The organism is Alcaligenes sp. SJTW-7, from assembly GCF_047716895.1.
GTDB classification, from domain to species: Bacteria; Pseudomonadota; Gammaproteobacteria; order Burkholderiales; family Burkholderiaceae_B; genus Alcaligenes; species Alcaligenes ammonioxydans.
The window spans coordinates 1501331-1519205 of record NZ_CP136682.1 but is presented as its reverse complement, the minus strand read 5'-3'; the positions used below and the strand labels follow the sequence as shown (position 1 = coordinate 1519205).

The window sequence follows — 17875 nt, the reverse complement described above, 5'->3', positions numbered from 1 at the left end:
TTGCAGGACGCGGCTTCGAACCCGATCCACCCCATGTTTGATTCAGACTCATGCGCGATCTCCCACACGCTCACCCAACAGGCCCGAGGGACGGAAAATCAGCACCAGGATCAGCACGATGAACGAGAACACATCCTGATAGTTGCTGCCAAAGACGCCGTTGGTCAGGTCACCGATGTAACCGGCACCCAAGGCTTCGATCAGGCCCAGCAGCAAGCCACCCAGCATGGCGCCGCCCAAATTGCCAATGCCACCCAGAACGGCGGCGGTAAACGCTTTCAGTCCCAGCATAAAGCCCATGGTGTATTGAGCCACCCCGTAATAAGTGACGATCATCACACCGGCCACGGCAGCCAGGGCCGAACCGATGACAAAAGCGGCGGAAATCACCGTGTTGATGTTCACCCCCATCAAGCCCGCCACTTCCCGGTTCTGGGCAGTGGCGCGCATGGCAGTGCCCAAACGGGTACGATGCACCAGTACCATCAGACCGGACATGATCGCGGCGGCACCGACAATAATCAGAATTTGCAGCAAGCTGATGCGCGCATCGCCCACCTGGAAAACCATGGGCTCAATAATGTGCGGAAAACTCAGATAATTGCGGCCCCAGATCATCATGGCCAAGTTCTGCACAATAAAGGACACACCAATGGCGGTAATCAGCGCCGCCAAACGAGGCGCACGACGCAAGGGCCGATAGGCATAACGTTCGGCGGTCCAGCCTATGCCCATGCAAACAGGGATGGCGGCCAACAAAGCCAAGCCGACCATCAGCCAGGCAGACAAGCCTGCCGGGTCTGCGCCTACCAGCGATAACACCACTGTCGTGGCCAGCATCGCCCCAACCATGACGACGTCACCATGCGCAAAATTAATCAGGCCAATAATTCCGTACACCATGGTGTAGCCGAGCGCCACCAGGGCGTAGACACTGCCCACGGTCAGGCCATTTATTAGTTGTTGTATCAGGATTTCCATAGATTGGGACTCGTGGTCATTGCCCCCTGCCCCGGCGCATGACGATAGAACAGGGAGCGTGGGCCTGCCAGACACAGGCCACGGTAAAGATGAGCCCCGAGGGGCTCAAACTGCAGGCTCAGAAAGGCTTAGTTCGCCTGGCTGACCATGGTTTTCACCATCGTCCACTGGCCATCTTTGACCTCGTAGATGGTGACGGCAATTTCTTTCAGATCACCGTTCTGGTCGTAGGCGATGTTGTTGCTGGTCGCACCATTCCGTTTCAGAGCAGCCAGCTTGGGCAGATAGTCTTCAGCCTTGGACGAACCGGCTTCTTTCATGGCCGTAATCATGTTCCAGGCACCGTCATACGCGTAAGGCGCGTAGACACCCGGCTCTGCCTTGAAGCGCGCCTGATAGTCCTTGGCAAACTTCTCGCCAGCAGCCATGGTGGACAAAGGCACACCAGCCAGAGAGGCGTAGGTCCCGTTGGCCGCCCCGCCTGCCAGACGCAAGAAGGTGTCACTGCGGGTCATTTCACCGGATACCAGTGGCGCTTTGATATCCAGCGTTTGCATCTGACGCTTCATGGGGCCGGACTGCGCATCCAAACCACCAAAGAAGATGGCGTCAGGCTGCTTGGACTTGATGTTGGTCAGAATGGAGGTAAAGTCGTTGGCTTTGTCCGTGGTGTACTCACGCGCCACAATCTGACCACCTGCTTTTTCCACGGCACGGGCCACCTGATCCGTCAGACCCTGGCCATAGGCGGTACGGTCGTCGATCAGGGCCACTTTCTTGGCGGCCAGATCCTTGACGATGAACTGACCCACGGCAGCGCCCTGCTGAGTGTCGCTGGTCATCATGCGGAAGGTATTGTCGTAACCCTGCTGGGTGTACTCGGGCGAGGTGGCCATGGCGATCTGGGGGATACCCGCGTCGTTGTACACACGCGAGGCAGGAATGGTGGTGCCCGAGTTGAAGTGTCCCAACACGCCATCCACACCCTCGTCCACAATCTGCTGGGCGACCTGAACCGCCGTGCGCGGGTCAGCCTGGTCATCTTTGGCGACCAACTCGAAACGGGCGGTCGCGCCATCAATTTCAATGTTCTGGGCATTGGCCTCTTCCAGCGCCAGCACCAGGCCATTGCGCATGTCTTCACCGTAGTGCGCCTGAGGGCCCGTCAAGGGGGCGGCAAAACCCAGCTTGATGACCTTGTCAGCGGCCAACGCCGGACCTGCTGCCAGTGCCCCAAAAACCGCTGTCGATACCAAGGCCAATTTAAAGCTCATGATGGACTGCATATTGTTCTCCTTCGTTTTTTAATATAGCCGCACTACAAGTGGGCCCGTGCCGTGAGAAAGAACGCAGGGCCGCCGCTCCAGGTGAAATGTGCGACCAAACGTGTGCATAAAAACGGGTGCCTGCCAGATCAACCAACCATCATCAAACTGGCATTACCCCCAGCTGCCGCTGTATTGGTACTGACTGAGACTTCACGCAGCAAACGCTCGACCACGTAGGTTGCGCCCCCCTCCAATTCCTGTGTCAACAAGCCCTGAACCCCGACAATCGGACCGGGGCGCTCAGCCACGTAACCCAGTACCAGTCGAAGTTCGTCACTGTCGCCTTCAAATAAAACAGCATCATAATCTGCCTCACCCAAATCGGACATGGCAATTTGTTCGGCAGGCGCATCCTGCCACGCTCCCAGACCCAGACGATCCAGCAAGACGGGCTGATTACCACTGCGAGTGCAAGCCTCACGCTGCGCCTGCCAGCCCTGCGCACTCACAGGCATGCACAGCACACGCCCACGCGGGTGGAGCTGGTACAGATTGGATTCGCCGGTGGGACCGGGCAAGACCATACCGTGCTGCTGCCAGCTCTGCAAAGGCAGGTTTTGGGGACAGCGACTGAGCAGACGGCGCAGATACAAAGGGCCACCCGCTTTGGGGCCGGTACCGGACAAGCCTTCGCCACCAAAGGGCTGCACGCCGACCACCGCCCCCACCATATTGCGGTTCACATACACATTACCCGCCCGAATGCGTGAGACTACGCGCTCTACGGTTTCGTCCAGCCGGGTGTGAACACCAAAAGTCAGGCCGTAACCACGCTCGTTGATCTGGTCGATCAGGCCATCCAGCTCGCTACGCTTAAAGCGCATCACATGCAGTACCGGGCCAAAGATTTCGCGCTCCAGATCCTTGACCTGCTCAATCTCGATAATCGTCGGCAATACAAAGGTACCGGTCAGGCTGCGGCTTTGCTCGCTTTGGGTAACACGGAAGCCTGCTTCACGCATCGCCGTAATGTGCTCTTCGATACCGGCACGGGCCTCCTCGTCAATGACGGGGCCTACGTCGGTACTGAGCAGATCCGGATTGCCCACGCTCAGTTCCTGCATGGCCCCGTTGAGCATGTTCAGCACGCGGTCGGCCACATCTTCCTGAATACACAACAAGCGTAAAGCCGAACAACGCTGGCCTGCCGAGTCAAAGGCCGAATTCAGCACATCAAACACAACCTGCTCGGCCAGAGCAGAGCTGTCGACCACCATGGCGTTCAGGCCACCGGTTTCGGCAATCAGCGGTACTGCCCGCCCGTCGGCCGTCAGGCGCTGGGCTAATTGACGATTCAAGCCCAGGGCTACCGCTGTCGACCCTGTAAACATGACAGCGTTAACCTTGTCGCTGGCGGCCAATGGGGCACCTACGGATGGGCCATCACCGGGCAAGAGCTGCAAGGCACCGGGAGCAATCCCCGCCTTATGCAGCAGCTCTACAGCCGCCGCCGCAATCAGGCAAGTTTGTTCGGCCGGTTTGGCCAGAACCACGTTACCGGCGGCCAAGGCCGCCGATACCTGCCCCAGAAAAATAGCCAAGGGGAAATTCCAGGGGCTGATGCACAGCACCACGCCTACAGGACGATACTCATCGTTATCGAAGTCACGCAGCACCTGTCCGGCGTAGTAGCGCAGAAAATCTACCGCTTCGCGCACCTCGGCAATCGCATTGGCGTAGGACTTCCCGGCTTCACGCACCAGCAAGCCCATCAAATCCTGCATATTGTCTTCCAGCAATTGAGCCGCCTGCTGCAAAGCGGCGGCGCGCTCCTGCACCGGCGTTGCCTGCCAGATCGGCGCATAATGACTGGCAGCCTCCAGAGCCTGCTCCACATCCTGCGAAGTGGCATACATGACCTGCCCCACCACGTCCTGATGATTGGCCGGATTGCGCACCCATATCGCTTTGGTCTCGTCCCAGACCGGATTGCCCTGACCCAATACAGGCTGAGCCTGGCGCGGCAAGGCAGCTGTTTGCATCAAGGTGGCAGCCAGCGAACCCAGGCGATGCTCATTGCTCAGGTCCAAACCGGCCGAATTCAAGCGCTGCTCGGCACTCCAGTAAAGCTGGCGCGGCAGGGGAATCTTGTCGTGGGGACGCCCCAATGGTTGCAGGCTCAAGGCCTGGGCCACGGGATCGGCAACCAGTTTATCCAGATCCACATCCGCGTTGCCGATCTGGTTCACAAAGGAGGTATTGGCGCCATTTTCCAGCAGACGACGCACCAGATAGGCCAATAAGGTCTCGTGGGAGCCGACCGGGGCGTAAATACGACATGGACGGTTCAACTTACCCTCTTTGATCGGGCCAACCACTTCCTCATACAAGTCCTCACCCATGCCGTGCAGGCACTGGAACTCATACTGACCCGTGTAATAATTCTGGCCTGCCATCACATAGATTGCCGCCAGCGTTTGCGCATTGTGCGTTGCAAACTGCGGGTATACAGCGTCGGGGGCCTGTAAAAGCTTGCGGGCGCAGGCCAGATACGACACATCCGTGTGAACCTTGCGCGTGTAAACGGGATAATCTTCCAGTCCATCGACCTGGGCACGCTTGATCTCCGAATCCCAGTAAGCGCCTTTGACCAGACGCAGCATCAGGCGATGGCCACTGCGACGGGCCAGATCAATCAGGTAATCAATCACAAAAGGTGCGCGCTTCTGATAAGCCTGCACCACAAAGCCAATGCCATTCCAACCGGCCAGCGAAGGATCAAAACACAGCTTGTCCAGCAAATCCAGAGAGACTTCAAGACGATCTGCCTCTTCCGCGTCTATGTTCAGACCCACATCGTAGTGATGAGCCAGTTGCGCCAGGGACAATAGGCGCGGATAGAGCTCGCGCATGACACGATCGCGCTGGGCCCGGCTATAACGCGGATGCAAGGCTGACAACTTGATGGAAATACCAGGCCCTTCGTAAATCCCACGTCCCTGACTGGCCCGGCCAATCGCGTGGATCGCCTGCTCATAGGCCTGGTAGTAGCGCTGGGCGTCCTCCGCCGTGGTGGCGGCCTCGCCCAGCATGTCGTAGGAATACCGGAAACCCTGTTCCTCAAACTTTCGACTATTGGCCAGGGCCGACGCAATGGTTTGCCCAGTCACAAACTGCTCGCCCATCATGCGCATGGCAACGTCCACGCCTTTGCGAATCAGGGGTTCGCCACCTTTACCGATCATGCGAGTCAACGCAGAGGACAAGTTCTTTTCGCTATTGACGCTGACCAGCCGGCCGGTCAACATCAAGCCCCAGGTGGCGGCGTTCACAAACAAGGAGGGTGACTCGCCAACGTGCGCACGCCAATCGCCATGGCTGATCTTGTCGCGAATCAGAGCGTCACGGGTGGCACGATCGGGGATGCGCAGCAGGGCTTCGGCCAGACACATCAGCGCCACCCCTTCCTGACTGGACAGAGAGAACTCCTGGATCAGACCTTCGACCCCGCCGCCACGACGCTTGGCACGCAACGCCTTGACCAGACGCGCTGCCAGTTCCTGGGCGCGGGCACTTTGCGATGAACGCGCTGCGCTAAGCAGCAAGGGCAGGCAGTCGGTTTCAGGACGGCGGTACGCCGCGGTAATCGCGGCACGCAGGACACTTTGGGGTTGCACATCTTGGGCAAAACCATAGAAAGGAATGGCCGGCATGACGACGCCATCTTCGGCCAGTTCCGCATCGCCCCCACTTAACAGAGCCAGCTCACTGGGCAGCACACCTCGTTCTATCCCTTCGATATACGACAGCAGCGCTTGTTTATGCAGCCAATGCGGAGTGCATTGCAATTGATCCGCCGCACGCCGCAAACGCTCGCGCAGCTCGATATCGACTTTAATCCCTAAGGTTGTGCTGGCCATGCTTCTTATCCCGGTTACGCTGTATTGACTGCGATATGCCGAAATAATACTGACGGTTAACCTAAATCTGTATTCAGGTTAACCCGCAACAGAACGGGTTAACCTTTTATCTTATGCGGCGCACAGCATAGACTTGCCCAGGTTAACCGGGATAGGTTTACCTTGCATCTGAGCAGCCAACGCATCCGCCCAACGCTGCTGCAATTGACGGTGGGCCGTCACTAATTCAGTAATGCCAGTGGCAGGCTCGGAATCGAGCCAGCGGCACTGCCGAATGGGTGCCTCAAAACCCAGGGGCGTCAAGGTCCAACTCAGTTCCAAGGTGGCACGCTCGCCATACACCGAATCAAAACGTTGAACCAGGACATCAATCTGCCAACGGGGCGTGTTGGTTGCTGCGCTGGCCAACTGGGGCACGCCCAGGCGATTTTGCAGACCGGACACCAGCGCCAAGGACATTTCATCGGGCAAAGGCGATGCCCACTGGCTATCGTTCAGCAGCTTGACCTGCCCCCCTGCCGCTTGCGTCAGCACCAGAGAACGACGGTCCAACTGCGCCGGTACATCCAGGCGTCGCAACTGAAACCCTTTCCAGGGCTGTGCGGAAACCGCCTTGTCTGCCGGGACTGCCTCTGGGGCCTGCAAGGTGTAATAAGTTGGCGTGCTCGAGGCACAGGCGGTGAGCAAACTGGCAATCGCCACAGGAATCAGTAAACGGGACATCATGGCGCGGGCTCCGGCAACACGTCAGGGGAACGACCTCGCAATACGGCAGAGGGCTGGCTTTGCAAGGTATCGCTTAAATCACGCAAGGATCGCAAGGAGCGCTTGAGCTCACTTAGCGTTTGATCGACAGAGGCATTGAAGGCGGAATCCGAATCGAGCATGGCACCCAGCTTCTGGACAGCCGCATCCATGGATTTAAGGGCTCCATTCAGTTGCGGTACGGTGGTCTTGTCCAACTGCTTGAGCACTTGTCCCAGCTCGGTCAACCCGCTTTGCAGATTCTTGCCAATCTGGTCAAAAGGAACCGCCGCAATCTTGGTGACAATATCGCTGACCTGCTCTTGCAGGCGATCAAAATCGCCAGCAATAACGGGTACTACAAGGGGTTTGGTGGTGTCATCCAATTCCGCGGCAGGCGCTTTGTCAAAGAACTCCAGAGCAATATATTGCTGGCCGGTAATCAGGCTGGCCGGCCGCAATTGGGCACGCAGACCACGTTCAACCATCGGTTTGAACAAGGCGCTGACCGGGTCCTTGTCGTCCGGACGATTCTCCACCACCTGTTCATACAGATGACCGAAGCGCTGCGGATAAATACGCGCTTTCACCAGGGCAAAGAAACGTTTGCGCTCAAAGTCAAACTCCAGATCCACATCATAGACCTGCCCCAGCTCCAGCCCCCGGAACTCCACCTTGGAGCCGGGCACCAAGCCACGCACGGACTGATGGAAATGGAAACGCAGCTCGACGGCCGGGCCATCAGGCTCGGCCATGGCGCGCTCCTGCGTGGGAAACAGCTCGTATTGAGTGTCCGCCTTCGCCACCTCCAAGGGTTCGCCTTCCATCTGATCAAACGCCAGGCCCCCGGCCAGCGCCGAAACCAGCGAATGCGTACGCACATTGAAGCCGGTGGAATCCAAGGACATATTGACACCGCTAACATTCCAGAAGCGTGATCCCTGCGTCACGAACTTATCATTAGGAGCGTCCACGAATACCTGTATGCGCACCCCATTGCCGTCCTCATTCAGCTCATAGCTGCTGACCTGCCCCACCTGGATGCCCTTGTAGTACAACGGTGAGCCCAAATCCAGCGAACCCAGTTCGGGCGCGGTCAACACATAGCGTTTTCCTGCCCGGCCACTGGTCACCTCGGGCGGACTTTCCAGACCTACAAAATCCAGCTGCTCGGCCTTCTTGTCGACCGCAAAAGGGGCATCCACACCGATGTATACCCCCGACAGCAAGGTGCCCAACCCCGACACGCCACTCAAGCCCAGACGAGGACGCACCACCCAAAAGCGTGTTCCTTCCTGAGTAATGAACTCCGAGCCGTCGCGCTCCAATTGCGCCGTCACCAGCACCCCTTTTCGGTCTGGTGATACCTGAATGTCCGAGATTGTCCCCACATCCACTTCGCGATAACGCAGCTTGGTCTGGTCCACGGCCAGCCCTTCGGCCGACTCAAAACTGATCGTGATGCGAGGTCCGGTCAGCATCCAGTTACGCAGCACCAATGAGGCACCGACCAGCGCCGCAGCAATGGGCAAGATCCAGATCCAGGAGAATCGGGATTGCTTGGAGGGAATCAGTTTAGGTTGTGCTGGCTCGGTCTGGCCGTCAGGCTGATGTGTTTTTGATTCTTGCACCTTGTTTCCTTCAGGAAGTCGCCTGGGTACCAGGCGGAGACGGCTTTGGTCGCGGTTCTATGAGTAATTCTTCTCGAGGGTCCAGATCCCAGCCCTGGCGAGGGTCATAACTTAACGCGGCCAGCATGGTCAAGACAACAACAATGCCAAAACTCAAGGCCCCCGCGCCGGGAATGATCTGCGATAAGCCCGGAAAGTTCGCCAAGGCTGCCATGAGCACCACGACGAATACGTCCAGCATGGACCACTGCCCGATCAGCTCGACCATATCGTAAATGCGGTTGCGTTGCCGCTGCACCTCATTGCCTCGCCAGCGCCGTCCTATCAGCAGAATCACCAGGGCCAAGAGCTTGGTAATGGGAACGACAATACTGGCAATAAAAACAATCAGGGCCAAGTCCCAGGAGCCCAATTGCCAAAGCTGGATCACCCCACCCAAAATAGTGTGGGCACTCGTGCCCATAATGCTGCGCAGTTCCATGACAGGCAGGACGTTGGCCGGAATGTAAAAGACACAGGCCGTCAGCACCAGCGCCGCCACCCGCGCACGGCTATTGGGTTTGCGTTTGTGAACGGGCGCTGCACAACGGCCACAACGTGAGTTCTGACTGGACTGGACAAACCCGCAATGGGTGCAGGCGCTCCAGGCCGGATACGCTTTCAAGTCCTGGCGGGTTGCAATCGGAACCAGATCACGATCCTCGGCCCAACGCCAAAGTCGGCCTGCCGTAATACGGCTCAGGCCGGTCAGCAAAAAGGTCAGGGCAAAAAATGCATACAAGCCCGGCGCCACCGTCAAATGCCCTATTCCGGCAAACTTCACGATAGCCACGATCAGCCCCAGGAACAACACGGCTGTCATGGACCAGTGCTCAAGATGACTCAAGGCTCTTAGCCCCACTCCGAAATCCGCGGGCAACGGTTTTTCACGGGCGATCAGGTCCAAGGCCCAAAATTGAAAGATCAACTGGAACAAGGGCAGCCAGAACCCCACCAGCCCGGCCATCACGGACAAGCCCCAATACCCTTGCTGCCAGATCAGCAACAAGGCCTTGGGAAAGGTGGGAGCCACCGTTTTTCCCGCCATGCTCAGATGGACGACAGGAAACAGGTTGGCAATCAGAAAAAGAATGAAAACTGCCAAAACCAGCGCTTGCCATTCACGTGGTGAAAAGCGGCTGTGGCGGTACAGTTCGGTATCGCAACGTACACAACGAGCGAGCCCCGCTCCTTGAACGGGGACTCGCTCGTGTACGGTGTCACAATGCGTACAGACGATCAAGGGGCGCGATGCCCTCACGGCTTAGTCGACTAATTCCGGCTCGGGACGCGAAGAAGCCTTGCTGCCGGGCTCATCAGGTCCTGAAGAAGGATATTCCAGTACCACTTCACCGTTCTCGTCCAGATCGACCTCGACCTGCCCCCCATCGACCAGACGGCCAAACAAGAGCTCGTCAGCCAGGGCGCGACGGATGGTGTCCTGAATAAGCCGATGCATGGGGCGAGCACCCATGGCAGGATCAAAGCCCTTGGCAGCCAGATGATCGCGCAAGGCATCCGAGAAGGTCACTTCCACCCGCTTCTCGTGAAGCTGGTTTTCCAGTTGCATCAGGAACTTGTCCACCACGCGCAGGATAATATCGCGCGACAATGGCTTAAAGCCAATAATGGCATCCAGACGGTTGCGGAACTCTGGCGAGAAATGACGCTTGATATCCTGCATTTCATCGCCCGAGCGCTGAGCCTGAGTAAACCCGATACTGGTCTTGTTCAGGGCCTCGGCCCCCGCATTGGTGGTCATGATCAAGATAACGTTGCGGAAATCTGCCTTGCGGCCATTGTTATCCGTTAGCGTACCGTGATCCATCACCTGCAGCAGGATGTTATAGACATCCGGGTGCGCTTTCTCGATTTCGTCCAGCAAGAGCACACAGTGGGGCTGCTTGGTGACCGCTTCAGTCAGCAAACCACCCTGATCAAACCCCACATAGCCGGGAGGCGCACCAATCAGACGCGATACGGTGTGACGCTCCATGTACTCGGACATGTCAAAGCGCAGCAACTCCACGCCCAGCACAAAGGCCAATTGACGAGCCACTTCAGTCTTACCCACACCGGTCGGTCCGGAAAACAGGAAGGAACCGATAGGCTTGTCGGGCAACCCCAGGCCAGAACGGGCCATCTTGATGGCGGCAGCCAGGGCATCAATCGCCATGTCCTGACCGAACACCACCGATTTCAGATCGCGTGCCAAGGTTGCCAGCTTATTGCGATCGTCGCTGGATACGGTCTGAGGCGGAATGCGGGCAATGCGCGAGACCGTTGCCTGGATATCGGCCTTGCCAATAACTTTCTTCTGCTTGGAGCGCGGCAACAAACGCTGCGCGGCTCCGGCTTCGTCGATCACATCAATGGCCTTATCCGGCAAAAAGCGGTCATTGATGTAGCGTGCAGACAACTCTGCAGCCGCAGTCAGGGCAGCCGCCGAATAGCGCACGCCGTGATGCTCTTCGAAGTTGGCTTTCAGTCCACGCAAAATCTGGATGGTCTGCTCAACCGTCGGCTCGGCCACATCGATTTTCTGAAAACGACGCGACAGGGCGTGGTCTTTTTCGAAAATACCGCGGTACTCCGAATAGGTCGTCGCCCCCAGACACTTGAGCTGACCAGAAGACAAGGCAGGCTTGAGCAGATTGGACGCATCCAGCGTACCACCCGACGCCGAGCCAGCGCCGATCAAGGTATGGATCTCGTCGATAAACAAAATGGACTGGGCCGTTTCCTTGAGCTGCTTGAGCACGGCTTTCAGACGTTGCTCAAAGTCGCCACGGTACTTGGTGCCAGCCAGCAAGGCCCCCATATCCAGCGCATACACACGTGCCTGGCTAAGAATGTCCGGCACATCGCCACGCTGAATACGCAAGGCCAGGCCTTCGGCAATTGCGGTCTTGCCCACGCCGGCCTCGCCCACCAGCAAGGGATTATTCTTGCGGCGACGGCACAGCACCTGGATGACACGCTCCACTTCCTTCTCGCGGCCAATCAGAGGGTCAATACGACCCAGGCTGGCTTCGGTGTTCAGGTCGGTGGCGTACAGATCCAGCGGCGACTTCTGGGCATCCGAACGAGTATCGGTTTCCGAAGCGGCGGCCGGTTTGGGTGGCTCGGGAGCGGCAGGCTCCGGATTGGCCTTGGTAATGCCGTGGGAGAGGAAATTGACGACATCCAGACGCGTGACACCTTGCTGCTGCAGGTAATACACCGCGTGCGAATCTTTTTCCCCATACATCGCCACCAGCACATTCGCTCCGGACACCACATTTTTACCGGAGTTACTGGACGATACGTGCATGATGGCACGCTGAATCACACGCTGAAAGCCCAACGTGGGCTGGGTGTCGACCTCGCCCTCGCCAGGAAAAGTGGGCGTATTTTCGTTGATGAATTTACGCAGGTTCTGGCGCAGTGCATCAATATCGGCAGCACATGCTTTCAACACTTCCAGCGTGGAGGCGTTATCGAGCAGGGACAACAGCAGATGCTCTACCGTGATGAATTCATGGCGCGCGGCACGAGCCTCGACAAAGGCCATGTGTAGACTGACTTCAAGTTCTTCGGAGATCATGCTTCCTCCTACACGGCAAGAGTAAAACTAGGGGTTAAGGCTATTCTATGACTAATTTGCCTGATCTGAACAATACGGTAAACCATTAAATGGTCAAGCATCAGGCACCGGTTCCATCACGCACTGCAAAGGGTGCTGTCGCGACTGCGCCAGTTGTCGCACAATTTCCACCTTGGTGGCCGCGATGTCGCGCGGATACACCCCACAGACAGCCCGACCTTCGTAATGTACTTTAAGCATAAGCTGTTCGGCCTGCTCCGGGGTTTTGGCAAACACCCGCTCCAGTACATTCACCACAAACTCCATGGGCGTGTAGTCATCATTGAGCAAGATGACCTGATACATGGGTGGTGGGGCAAGCCGCGCGGATTGGCGCTCTACCGTTGTGGCGCCTTGCTTATCGATCTCAATGGCCATAATACAGAACTAGGTGCTTTCCATAGGTTGACTGGGGGGAACAAAATTCAGCATCATCCGACTGATCGTGTCAACTTCATAAAAAAATGGAGTACCGCGATCACAGGCCCAGGGAGGGGCCGCAAAAAGTATCAACCATACACTAAGTTGAGAGGCAGCAAGCATGTCGGAAACTACCACCACCGCAGGCACTGGAGACAATCAAAAACTATCCGGGACCGTTAAGTGGTTCAATGACGCCAAAGGCTTTGGGTTTATTACACCCGATAACGGCGGCGAAGATCTCTTCGCTCATTTTTCATCCATTCAGATGAACGGGTTCAAGACGTTGAAAGAAGGCCAGAAAGTTCTGTATGAAGTTGCCCAAGGCCCCAAAGGCAAGCAGGCACTTAATATTACTTCGCCTTAAGATTTCTTGCGCTCTCGATTCTAACAAAAGCAGGTTCGCAACACACATGCAGTATCGCACGACGACTACGGGGCCTGCGCGCCCTGTTTTTTTTGCCTGTCTTCTGGCCGCGTTTTGCATCAGCGCCCCGGCCCTGGCAAATGAGACTCTTCCCACCCTGACACTGAAACTGGGTTCCAAACAGATCCAGGCCGAAGTGGCTGATCGCGATGAGACGCGTGCACAAGGTTTGATGCATCGAGAAAGCCTGCCCCCCGATCACGGCATGTTATTTGTATTCGAACAAACCGGAATGCCTTGCTTCTGGATGAAGAATACGCCTTTGCCGCTGGATATTGCCTTCATTACGGATGACGGCACCATTAGCAATATCGAGGCCATGCAACCCTTTGATCTTCAATCTCACTGCCCGGTGCAACCCGTACGCTACGCCCTGGAGATGGAGCAGGGCTGGTTTAAGCAGGCCAATAAAAAGGCCGGTGAGAAGATCACCGGCCTGCCTGCTCTAAAACCCTAGCTTAGACGCGCTCAAGAATCAAAGCCACGCCCTGACCGACGCCAATACACATGGTGCACAGGGCGTAGCGGCCACCAGTACGATGCAGTTGATTGATAGCTGCAATCGCCAAACGCGCGCCACTGGCACCCAGCGGGTGGCCCAACGCAATTGCGCCCCCATTCGGGTTCACGCGCGGATCATTGTCGGCCAGGCCCAGCATGCGCGTGACCGCCAGACCCTGCGCGGCAAAGGCCTCGTTCAATTCAATCACATCCATTTGATCCAAGGTCAGTCCGGCCAGGGCCAGGACTTTCTGGCTGGCAGGAGCGGGGCCAATACCCATGATGCGGGGCTCCACGCCGGCAAACGCCATGGCCACCACACGCGCCCGAGGTGTCAGACCATGCGCCTGCACGCTTGCCTTGTTGGCAACCAACAGTGCGCAGGCCCCATCGTTCACCCCAGACGCATTGCCAGCGGTGACGGTACCATCGGCACGCACGACAGGTTTCAAACGAGCCAGAGACTCCAGCGTCGTAGCACGGGGATGCTCATCCTTGTCCACCACAATGGCATCGCCTTTGCGCTGCGGAATAATTACAGGCGTAATTTCCTCAGCCAGAATGCCGGCCTCCTGAGCAGCGGCCGCACGCAACTGACTGTTGAGCGCAAACAGGTCTTGGTCTTCACGCGACACGTTGAACTGCTGCGCCACATTCTCAGCCGTTTCGGGCATGGAATCCACCCCGTACTGCTCTTTCATGGCCTTGTTGATGAAACGCCAGCCGATCGTGGTGTCGTACATTCCTGCGCTGCGGGAAAAAGCTGTTTCCGCCTTGCCCACGACAAAGGGAGCACGGCTCATGCTTTCCACACCACCGGCCAGGATGAAGGAGGCATCGCCGGCGCGAATCGCGCGAGCGGCCGAACCAATCGCGTCCAGGCCCGAGCCACACAGACGGTTCAGGGTCACACCGGGCACGTCCACGGGCAAACCAGCCAACAGCGCAGACATGCGCGCAACGTTACGATTGTCTTCACCGGCTTGATTGGCGCAACCGTACATCACGTCATCGAGCTTGCTCCAATCGACTTGCGGATTGCGCTTCATCAGGGCTGCGATGGGCACTGCGCCCAGGTCATCCGCCCTCACAGCGGACAGCGAACCACCATAACGTCCGAAAGGCGTACGAATTGCGTCACAAATAAAGGCGTCCTGAGTCATGAAAATCACCCTGATAACTGGAATAAAATGAGGTGAGCGCCCTCTACAGAACGCTCCAAATCTACTGTTTTGATAGTAGCGCCTGAGCATCACGGGTATTTTCCCCGTCCCTGCGGCTGTCCACACCGTGGTCATTTTAACAGAGTGACTTCCGATGCCCCGACCAGCCAACTACGCCCCCCTTGCCAGACCGACCCGCCACAAGACCCCGTGACAGGCTGTCTGGTCACCTTGCTCCGCGGCCCCGGCACACGTCCCGCAATTTCGTTGCGCATGGCATACTTGCCACGTCGACACCCCCTACAGGCTCATCATCATGCTAGGCAACCCCGAAGTCATCAATTATTTGAATCAATTGCTACGCGGCGAACTGGCAGCACGCGACCAATACTTTATCCATTCCCGGTTTTATGAACATCTGGGCTTTACCCGGCTCTACGAGCGAATGAACCATGAAATGGAAGAAGAAACCCAGCATGCCGACGCCCTGATCCGCCGGATTCTGATGCTCGACGGCATTCCTGACATGCGACCTACCGCGTTTGAGCCCGGGCATGACGTAGTGAGCATGCTGCGCAAAGACCTGGATCTGGAATACGAAGTGCGTGCCGCATTGCGCAAAGGGATTGAACTGGCCGAATCCGCCAGCGACTTCGTGACGCGCGACATCATTCTGGCTCAACTGCGTGACACAGAAGAAGACCACGCCTATTGGCTGGAAAAACAATTGGGCTTGATAGAGAAAGTCGGCCTGGAAAATTATCAGCAATCACAGATGTAAAAACCAGCAGACCCCTGCCAGGCTCAAGCCGCGCTTTCCTGAGCAGTCTCAAGGCCAAAAAAAACCGCCAGCATGCGCTTGGCGGTTTTTTATTAGTGGGCAGTCCTCTGATGAGCACTGCCCTTCCCTAAAGCGTTTAGCCCAGGTTCTTGGCCGCAAAATCCCAGTTCACCAGGTTCCAGAAAATTTCCAGGTACTTGGGACGGGCGTTGCGGTAGTCGATGTAGTAAGCGTGTTCCCAGACGTCACAGGTGATCAAGGCAACATCATCGGAGGTCAGGGTCGTGCCAGCGTTGCTGGTGTTGACGATATCCAGGGAACCGTCGGCCTTTTTGACCAACCAGGTCCAGCCCGAACCGAAGTTGCCAACAGCAGACTTGGTAAAGGCTTCTTTGAAGGCATCGAAGCTGCCCCATTTTGCATTGATGGCATCAGCCAGCTTACCGGTAGGAGCGCCGCCGCCATTGGGAGCCAGGCTGTTCCAGTAGAAAGTGTGGTTCCAGACCTGAGCAGCGTTGTTGAACACGCCACCGGAGGATTTCTTGACCACATCTTCCAGGGAAGCATTTTCGAATTCGGTGCCAGCAACCAGATTGTTCAGGTTGGTGACGTAAGCCTGATGATGCTTACCGTAGTGATACTCCAAGGTTTCTTTGGAGATGTGTGGCTCAAGGGCGTTGAGTTCGTATGGAAGAGCTGGAAGAGTGAATGCCATTTCAATTCCTTCTAAAAAAAAACCGTGTTTGGTATCCAACAAGGACGACGCAGCCTAAAGCAGATCGTGCGTGCGCACCACATCCACCGTCACATGACCGCGACTCAACTCGACATCGAGTCGTTCACCAATCTTTAAGTCTAACGCATTTTTTACAACTTTCCCCTCGCTATCCCTGACTATGGCATATCCACGATTGATGATAAGGCGAGGCGACAAGGCCTGAAGCGTTTGCTGGGCCGCCGCCAGACGCTGGCGACGCAGAATCAGGGCATGAGCCAGGCTTTTTTCCAGCCGCTGGAAAAGCAAGTTCAGACTTTGCTCTCGTGCAGCTACCTGAGGAATGCTGCGCACCAGCCGCGCCTTAAGCGTAGCCAGACGCAACGCCGCCGCCTCGGGAGCTCCTCGGGCCACTCGCTGCAGCCTTTGTGTCAAGTGATCCAGCCGCTGTTGCTGTTGAACCAGCCGCTGATGCGGAGAGACCAGCTTGGCAACGGCGCGATCCAGGCGCAAAGAGGCACGATCCAGGTGACGCTGCACGCCATGACTTAAGGCCCCCAGGCGGGCGAACACCTGCTCGAGCAGTTGATCGCGACCCAGACAGGCCAGCTCAGCCGCGGCCGTCGGGGTGGGCGCGCGCAGGTCCGCCACAAAATCAGCAATCGTAAAGTCTGTCTCGTGCCCCACCCCGCTAATCACAGGGATGGGACTGGCAGCAATCAAACGCGCCAGCCCCTCATCGTTAAACGCCCAAAGATCCTCCAGGCTGCCACCACCTCGCACCAATAGCAGCGTATCAACCTCGGAGCGCTCAATGGCCGTTTCCAGCGCCTGCCGCAACCGGCCTGGCGCGTCAGCACCCTGTACGGGCGCCGGGTAAATAATAATGCGTACATGCGGAGCGCGTCGCTCCAGCGCGGTTAATACATCCCGCAGCGCGGCAGCCGCCAGTGAGGTGATGATGCCGATGCTGCGCGGCAAGCTGGCGATCGGGCGCTTGCGCTCCGGCTCAAACAGCCCCTCACTTTGCAATTGGCTTTTCAGACGCAAGAACGCCTCATGCAAGTCACCCAAGCCGGCGCGCCGCATCCCCTCGACCTGAACCTGAAAGTCCCCACGTGCCTCATACAAGGTGACTGAGCAACGAAACTCGAACCGTTCACCCGCCCGCGGCACAAAACCCACAGCCTGGGCCCGCCCCCGAAACATCACCGCACGCACGGCGGCCTTGTCGTCCTTGATGGAGAAGTACCAGTGTCCGGAAGCAGCCTGAGTAAAGTTGGACACTTCGCCACTAACCCACACCACTGGCATATGCTCATCGAGCAGTTGACTGACGCGGCGGTTCAACTGTGCCACTGTCCACACGACAGGCGCTCTAGATTCTTGATAATGCATCATATTCTTTATTTTTGTTTCGCCCCAAACCACTTTTCCACCGATTCGTATCCACAACTGTCATGTGTTTGTCAAATAGACGCCAAGACAATAGCTTCCGTTCAACACTTGATGCGAAACTTTATGGAAATCCAATAAGTCATTGAAAACAAAAGACATTTGAGAAAACATACAGATGGTCGAAAATTAGCCAGGGAACCTCTAAACCACCGCCCGAGCCACTATGGGACATTTTATACACAGAATTATCCACAGTTTTTGT

14 protein-coding genes are annotated in these 17875 nt (G+C 57.0%); 3 read left to right on the top strand and 11 right to left on the bottom strand.

Translation table 11 applies throughout. The features are described from left to right. Window positions 1–48: 48 nt before the first annotated feature. From RSQ48_RS06765 to clpS, 8 genes are all read right to left on the bottom strand, one after another. Window positions 49–981 carry a branched-chain amino acid ABC transporter permease gene (locus RSQ48_RS06765; protein ID WP_003801466.1) on the bottom strand — a complete coding sequence of 311 codons (933 nt, stop codon included), beginning with the start codon at window positions 979–981 and terminating at the stop codon, window positions 49–51. Window positions 982–1109: 128 nt separating this feature from the next. After that, window positions 1110–2255, bottom strand: a complete 1146-nt coding sequence (locus RSQ48_RS06760; protein WP_039943347.1) for a branched-chain amino acid ABC transporter substrate-binding protein — start codon at window positions 2253–2255, stop codon at window positions 1110–1112. 140 nt (window positions 2256–2395) lie between these two features. Next, window positions 2396–6169, bottom strand: coding sequence for a trifunctional transcriptional regulator/proline dehydrogenase/L-glutamate gamma-semialdehyde dehydrogenase (gene putA / locus RSQ48_RS06755; protein ID WP_219235924.1), 3774 nt, complete (start codon window positions 6167–6169; stop codon window positions 2396–2398). Between the two features lie 111 nt (window positions 6170–6280). Next, window positions 6281–6895, bottom strand: coding sequence for a membrane integrity-associated transporter subunit PqiC (locus tag RSQ48_RS06750; RefSeq protein ID WP_219235922.1), 615 nt, complete (start codon window positions 6893–6895; stop codon window positions 6281–6283). Next, window positions 6892–8544, bottom strand: coding sequence for an intermembrane transport protein PqiB (locus RSQ48_RS06745; RefSeq protein ID WP_415302265.1), 1653 nt, complete (start codon window positions 8542–8544; stop codon window positions 6892–6894). Before RSQ48_RS06745 ends, RSQ48_RS06750 begins: the two co-directional genes overlap by 4 nt. A gap of 10 nt (window positions 8545–8554) precedes the next feature. Next, entirely contained in the window at window positions 8555–9844 is a 1290-nt protein-coding gene (locus tag RSQ48_RS06740) for a paraquat-inducible protein A (RefSeq protein WP_415302264.1), read from the bottom strand. 3 nt (window positions 9845–9847) lie between these two features. Then, the gene (clpA, locus tag RSQ48_RS06735; protein ID WP_003801478.1) at window positions 9848–12169 is read right to left on the bottom strand and encodes an ATP-dependent Clp protease ATP-binding subunit ClpA; all 2322 of its coding nucleotides are present in this window, start codon (window positions 12167–12169) and stop codon (window positions 9848–9850) included. Window positions 12170–12262: 93 nt separating this feature from the next. Next, window positions 12263–12586, bottom strand: coding sequence for an ATP-dependent Clp protease adapter ClpS (gene clpS, locus RSQ48_RS06730; protein ID WP_003801481.1), 324 nt, complete (start codon window positions 12584–12586; stop codon window positions 12263–12265). Between the two features lie 163 nt (window positions 12587–12749). Between clpS and RSQ48_RS06725 the strand changes: the two genes are divergently transcribed. After that, window positions 12750–12995 carry a cold-shock protein gene (locus RSQ48_RS06725; RefSeq protein WP_003801483.1) on the top strand — a complete coding sequence of 82 codons (246 nt, stop codon included), beginning with the start codon at window positions 12750–12752 and terminating at the stop codon, window positions 12993–12995. 46 nt (window positions 12996–13041) lie between these two features. After that, on the top strand, window positions 13042–13512 hold the full coding sequence (locus RSQ48_RS06720) for a DUF192 domain-containing protein (protein WP_003801484.1): 471 nt from the start codon (window positions 13042–13044) through the stop codon (window positions 13510–13512). Window position 13513: 1 nt separating this feature from the next. On the opposite strand, the gene pcaF is transcribed toward RSQ48_RS06720, so the two are convergent. Beyond that, the gene (pcaF, locus tag RSQ48_RS06715) at window positions 13514–14719 is read right to left on the bottom strand and encodes a 3-oxoadipyl-CoA thiolase (RefSeq protein WP_003801486.1); all 1206 of its coding nucleotides are present in this window, start codon (window positions 14717–14719) and stop codon (window positions 13514–13516) included. A gap of 316 nt (window positions 14720–15035) precedes the next feature. Between pcaF and bfr the strand changes: the two genes are divergently transcribed. Beyond that, the gene (bfr, locus tag RSQ48_RS06710; protein ID WP_003801489.1) at window positions 15036–15500 is read left to right on the top strand and encodes a bacterioferritin; all 465 of its coding nucleotides are present in this window, start codon (window positions 15036–15038) and stop codon (window positions 15498–15500) included. A gap of 136 nt (window positions 15501–15636) precedes the next feature. Here bfr and sodB read toward each other — a convergent pair whose 3' ends face one another. Next, a complete protein-coding gene (gene sodB / locus RSQ48_RS06705; RefSeq protein ID WP_003801491.1) occupies window positions 15637–16215 on the bottom strand; it encodes a superoxide dismutase [Fe] in 579 nt (192 codons plus the stop codon). A gap of 54 nt (window positions 16216–16269) precedes the next feature. After that, a complete protein-coding gene (xseA, locus tag RSQ48_RS06700) occupies window positions 16270–17616 on the bottom strand; it encodes an exodeoxyribonuclease VII large subunit (protein ID WP_039943276.1) in 1347 nt (448 codons plus the stop codon). Window positions 17617–17875: the final 259 nt, after the last annotated feature.

Bases quoted from the DNA above. Each gene is read 5' to 3' on its own strand.
- RSQ48_RS06765 (WP_003801466.1), bottom strand. From the start codon at position 981: ATGGAAATCCTGATACAACAACTAATAAATGGCCTGACCGTGGGCAGT.
- RSQ48_RS06760 (WP_039943347.1), bottom strand. From the start codon at position 2,255: ATGAGCTTTAAATTGGCCTTGGTATCGACAGCGGTTTTTGGGGCACTG.
- putA (WP_219235924.1), bottom strand. From the start codon at position 6,169: ATGGCCAGCACAACCTTAGGGATTAAAGTCGATATCGAGCTGCGCGAG.
- RSQ48_RS06750 (WP_219235922.1), bottom strand. From the start codon at position 6,895: ATGATGTCCCGTTTACTGATTCCTGTGGCGATTGCCAGTTTGCTCACC.
- clpA (WP_003801478.1), bottom strand. From the start codon at position 12,169: ATGATCTCCGAAGAACTTGAAGTCAGTCTACACATGGCCTTTGTCGAG.
- clpS (WP_003801481.1), bottom strand. From the start codon at position 12,586: ATGGCCATTGAGATCGATAAGCAAGGCGCCACAACGGTAGAGCGCCAA.
- RSQ48_RS06725 (WP_003801483.1), top strand. From the start codon at position 12,750: ATGTCGGAAACTACCACCACCGCAGGCACTGGAGACAATCAAAAACTA.
- RSQ48_RS06720 (WP_003801484.1), top strand. From the start codon at position 13,042: ATGCAGTATCGCACGACGACTACGGGGCCTGCGCGCCCTGTTTTTTTT.
- pcaF (WP_003801486.1), bottom strand. From the start codon at position 14,719: ATGACTCAGGACGCCTTTATTTGTGACGCAATTCGTACGCCTTTCGGA.
- bfr (WP_003801489.1), top strand. From the start codon at position 15,036: ATGCTAGGCAACCCCGAAGTCATCAATTATTTGAATCAATTGCTACGC.
- sodB (WP_003801491.1), bottom strand. From the start codon at position 16,215: ATGGCATTCACTCTTCCAGCTCTTCCATACGAACTCAACGCCCTTGAG.
- xseA (WP_039943276.1), bottom strand. From the start codon at position 17,616: ATGATGCATTATCAAGAATCTAGAGCGCCTGTCGTGTGGACAGTGGCA.